Annotated in this window: 2 tRNA genes and 2 rRNA genes; all 4 read left to right on the top strand. The window is 52.0% G+C overall.

Annotated features, from left to right (window positions below):
• Positions 1-169: 169 nt before the first annotated feature.
• The 4 genes from GVN17_RS29410 to GVN17_RS29395 all read left to right on the top strand — a co-directional run bounded on the left by GVN17_RS29410 (position 170) and on the right by GVN17_RS29395 (position 5,089).
• Positions 170-1,706 (top strand): 16S ribosomal RNA (locus GVN17_RS29410).
• Between the two features lie 64 nt (positions 1,707-1,770).
• Positions 1,771-1,847 (top strand) — tRNA-Ile (locus tag GVN17_RS29405).
• A gap of 26 nt (positions 1,848-1,873) precedes the next feature.
• Positions 1,874-1,949 (top strand) — tRNA-Ala (locus GVN17_RS29400).
• 248 nt (positions 1,950-2,197) lie between these two features.
• Positions 2,198-5,089 (top strand): 23S ribosomal RNA (locus GVN17_RS29395).
• Together the 16S and 23S rRNA genes with 2 tRNA genes alongside form the textbook arrangement of a ribosomal RNA operon.
• Positions 5,090-5,196: the final 107 nt, after the last annotated feature.

Raw genomic sequence — 5,196 nt, 5'->3', positions numbered from 1 at the left:
ACCAACCGCTCTTTAACAATTGAATCAAGCAATTCGTGTGGGTGCTTGTGCTGTAAGACTGAAGTCAACTGATTATCAGCATCGCAAGTTACTCCACGAGAAATCATGGTTTAACCAACGATTGCTGAGCCAAGTTTATAGGGTTTTCTCAAAACCCGATTGCAGTATTGAACTGAAGAGTTTGATCATGGCTCAGATTGAACGCTGGCGGCAGGCCTAACACATGCAAGTCGAGCGGATGAAGGGAGCTTGCTCCCTGATTCAGCGGCGGACGGGTGAGTAATGCCTAGGAATCTGCCTGGTAGTGGGGGACAACGTTTCGAAAGGAACGCTAATACCGCATACGTCCTACGGGAGAAAGTGGGGGATCTTCGGACCTCACGCTATCAGATGAGCCTAGGTCGGATTAGCTAGTTGGTGAGGTAATGGCTCACCAAGGCGACGATCCGTAACTGGTCTGAGAGGATGATCAGTCACACTGGAACTGAGACACGGTCCAGACTCCTACGGGAGGCAGCAGTGGGGAATATTGGACAATGGGCGAAAGCCTGATCCAGCCATGCCGCGTGTGTGAAGAAGGTCTTCGGATTGTAAAGCACTTTAAGTTGGGAGGAAGGGTTGCTGATTAATACTCTGCAATTTTGACGTTACCGACAGAATAAGCACCGGCTAACTCTGTGCCAGCAGCCGCGGTAATACAGAGGGTGCAAGCGTTAATCGGAATTACTGGGCGTAAAGCGCGCGTAGGTGGTTTGTTAAGTTGAATGTGAAATCCCCGGGCTCAACCTGGGAACTGCATCCAAAACTGGCAAGCTAGAGTAGGGCAGAGGGTGGTGGAATTTCCTGTGTAGCGGTGAAATGCGTAGATATAGGAAGGAACACCAGTGGCGAAGGCGACCACCTGGGCTCATACTGACACTGAGGTGCGAAAGCGTGGGGAGCAAACAGGATTAGATACCCTGGTAGTCCACGCCGTAAACGATGTCAACTAGCCGTTGGAATCCTTGAGATTTTAGTGGCGCAGCTAACGCATTAAGTTGACCGCCTGGGGAGTACGGCCGCAAGGTTAAAACTCAAATGAATTGACGGGGGCCCGCACAAGCGGTGGAGCATGTGGTTTAATTCGAAGCAACGCGAAGAACCTTACCAGGCCTTGACATCCAGTGAACTTACCAGAGATGGTTTGGTGCCTTCGGGAACACTGAGACAGGTGCTGCATGGCTGTCGTCAGCTCGTGTCGTGAGATGTTGGGTTAAGTCCCGTAACGAGCGCAACCCTTGTCCTTAGTTACCAGCACGTTAAGGTGGGCACTCTAAGGAGACTGCCGGTGACAAACCGGAGGAAGGTGGGGATGACGTCAAGTCATCATGGCCCTTACGGCCTGGGCTACACACGTGCTACAATGGTCGGTACAAAGGGTTGCCAAGCCGCGAGGTGGAGCTAATCCCATAAAACCGATCGTAGTCCGGATCGCAGTCTGCAACTCGACTGCGTGAAGTCGGAATCGCTAGTAATCGCGAATCAGAATGTCGCGGTGAATACGTTCCCGGGCCTTGTACACACCGCCCGTCACACCATGGGAGTGGGTTGCACCAGAAGTAGCTAGTCTAACCTTCGGGGGGACGGTTACCACGGTGTGATTCATGACTGGGGTGAAGTCGTAACAAGGTAGCCGTAGGGGAACCTGCGGCTGGATCACCTCCTTAATCGAAGACTCAGCTTCTTCACAAGTTCCCACACGAATTGCTTGATTCATTGAAGAAGACGATTGGGTCTGTAGCTCAGTTGGTTAGAGCGCACCCCTGATAAGGGTGAGGTCGGCAGTTCGAATCTGCCCAGACCCACCAATTACCGGTGCACCCTGTAGCGATACGGGGCCATAGCTCAGCTGGGAGAGCGCCTGCCTTGCACGCAGGAGGTCAGCGGTTCGATCCCGCTTGGCTCCACCATACCGGTTTTCGGTGGTACAGACAGTTGTCATGCTAAAGCTTAGAAATGAGCATTTCCTTCGGATGAAGGCTGAATGTTGATTTCTGATCTTTGTCAGAATCGTTCTTTAAAAATTCGGGTATGTGATAGAAAGATAGACTGGGCACCTCTTTCACTGGTGCGTGTCCAGGCTAAGGTAAAGTTTGTGAAATGCAAACTTTCGGCGAATGTCGTCTTCACAGTATAACCAGATTGCTTGGGGTTATATGGTCAAGTGAAGAAGCGCATACGGTGGATGCCTTGGCAGTCAGAGGCGATGAAAGACGTGGTAGCCTGCGAAAAGCTTCGGGGAGTCGGCAAACAGACTGTGATCCGGAGATGTCTGAATGGGGGAACCCAGCCATCACAAGATGGTTACCTTGCACTGAATACATAGGTGCATGGAGCGAACCAGGGGAACTGAAACATCTAAGTACCCTGAGGAAAAGAAATCAACCGAGATTCCCTTAGTAGTGGCGAGCGAACGGGGACCAGCCCTTAAGTTGATTTGAGATTAGCGGAACGCTCTGGAAAGTGCGGCCATAGTGGGTGATAGCCCTGTACGCGAAAATCTCTTGTCAATGAAATCGAGTAGGACGGGGCACGAGAAACCTTGTCTGAACATGGGGGGACCATCCTCCAAGGCTAAATACTACTGACTGACCGATAGTGAACCAGTACCGTGAGGGAAAGGCGAAAAGAACCGCGGAGAGCGGAGTGAAATAGATCCTGAAACCGTATGCGTACAAGCAGTGGGAGCCCACATTGTTGGGTGACTGCGTACCTTTTGTATAATGGGTCAGCGACTTATTTTCAGTGGCGAGCTTAACCGAATAGGGGAGGCGTAGCGAAAGCGAGTCTTAATAGGGCGTCTAGTCGCTGGGAATAGACCCGAAACCGGGCGATCTATCCATGGGCAGGTTGAAGGTTAGGTAACACTGACTGGAGGACCGAACCGACTACCGTTGAAAAGTTAGCGGATGACCTGTGGATCGGAGTGAAAGGCTAATCAAGCTCGGAGATAGCTGGTTCTCCTCGAAAGCTATTTAGGTAGCGCCTCATGTATCACTGTAGGGGGTAGAGCACTGTTTCGGCTAGGGGGTCATCCCGACTTACCAAACCGATGCAAACTCCGAATACCTACAAGTGCCGAGCATGGGAGACACACGGCGGGTGCTAACGTCCGTCGTGAAAAGGGAAACAACCCAGACCGTCAGCTAAGGTCCCAAAGTCATGGTTAAGTGGGAAACGATGTGGGAAGGCTTAGACAGCTAGGAGGTTGGCTTAGAAGCAGCCACCCTTTAAAGAAAGCGTAATAGCTCACTAGTCGAGTCGGCCTGCGCGGAAGATGTAACGGGGCTCAAACCATGCACCGAAGCTACGGGTATCACCTTTGGTGATGCGGTAGAGGAGCGTTCTGTAAGCCTGTGAAGGTGAGTTGAGAAGCTTGCTGGAGGTATCAGAAGTGCGAATGCTGACATGAGTAACGACAATGGGTGTGAAAAACACCCACGCCGAAAGACCAAGGTTTCCTGCGCAACGTTAATCGACGCAGGGTTAGTCGGTCCCTAAGGCGAGGCTGAAAAGCGTAGTCGATGGAAAACAGGTTAATATTCCTGTACTTCTGGTTATTGCGATGGAGGGACGGAGAAGGCTAGGCCAGCCTGGCGTTGGTTGTCCAGGTTTAAGGTGGTAGGCTGAGATCTTAGGTAAATCCGGGATTTCAAGGCCGAGAGCTGATGACGAGTGTTCTTTAGAACACGAAGTGGTTGATGCCATGCTTCCAAGAAAAGCTTCTAAGCTTCAGGTAACCAGGAACCGTACCCCAAACCGACACAGGTGGTTGGGTAGAGAATACCAAGGCGCTTGAGAGAACTCGGGTGAAGGAACTAGGCAAAATGGCACCGTAACTTCGGGAGAAGGTGCGCCGGTGAGGGTGAAGGACTTGCTCCGTAAGCCCATGCCGGTCGAAGATACCAGGCCGCTGCGACTGTTTATTAAAAACACAGCACTCTGCAAACACGAAAGTGGACGTATAGGGTGTGACGCCTGCCCGGTGCCGGAAGGTTAATTGATGGGGTTAGCTAACGCGAAGCTCTTGATCGAAGCCCCGGTAAACGGCGGCCGTAACTATAACGGTCCTAAGGTAGCGAAATTCCTTGTCGGGTAAGTTCCGACCTGCACGAATGGCGTAACGATGGCGGCGCTGTCTCCACCCGAGACTCAGTGAAATTGAAATCGCTGTGAAGATGCAGTGTATCCGCGGCTAGACGGAAAGACCCCGTGAACCTTTACTATAGCTTTGCACTGGACTTTGAATTTGCTTGTGTAGGATAGGTGGGAGGCTTTGAAGCGTGAACGCCAGTTTGCGTGGAGCCATCCTTGAAATACCACCCTGGCAACTTTGAGGTTCTAACTCAGGTCCGTTATCCGGATCGAGGACAGTGTATGGTGGGTAGTTTGACTGGGGCGGTCTCCTCCTAAAGAGTAACGGAGGAGTACGAAGGTGCGCTCAGACCGGTCGGAAATCGGTCGTAGAGTATAAAGGCAAAAGCGCGCTTGACTGCGAGACAGACACGTCGAGCAGGTACGAAAGTAGGTCTTAGTGATCCGGTGGTTCTGTATGGAAGGGCCATCGCTCAACGGATAAAAGGTACTCCGGGGATAACAGGCTGATACCGCCCAAGAGTTCATATCGACGGCGGTGTTTGGCACCTCGATGTCGGCTCATCACATCCTGGGGCTGAAGCCGGTCCCAAGGGTATGGCTGTTCGCCATTTAAAGTGGTACGCGAGCTGGGTTTAGAACGTCGTGAGACAGTTCGGTCCCTATCTGCCGTGGACGTTTGAGATTTGAGAGGGGCTGCTCCTAGTACGAGAGGACCGGAGTGGACGAACCTCTGGTGTTCCGGTTGTCACGCCAGTGGCATTGCCGGGTAGCTATGTTCGGAAAAGATAACCGCTGAAAGCATCTAAGCGGGAAACTTGCCTCAAGATGAGATCTCACTGGAACCTTGAGTTCCCTGAAGGGCCGTCGAAGACTACGACGTTGATAGGTTGGGTGTGTAAGCGCTGTGAGGCGTTGAGCTAACCAATACTAATTGCCCGTGAGGCTTGACCATATAACACCCAAGCAATCTGCGACCCGAGAGGGCATCAGATTGCGGTGACTGTGAAGACGACAGCAACCGAAAGTTTGCAGCACAGACGAACGACCTGATCACATACC

This window comes from Pseudomonas sp. SLFW (assembly GCF_009905615.1).
Lineage (GTDB): Bacteria > Pseudomonadota > Gammaproteobacteria > Pseudomonadales > Pseudomonadaceae > Aquipseudomonas > Aquipseudomonas bambusae.
Note: the sequence above shows the minus strand (reverse complement) of the source record. Positions and strands in the feature narration are given on the sequence as shown.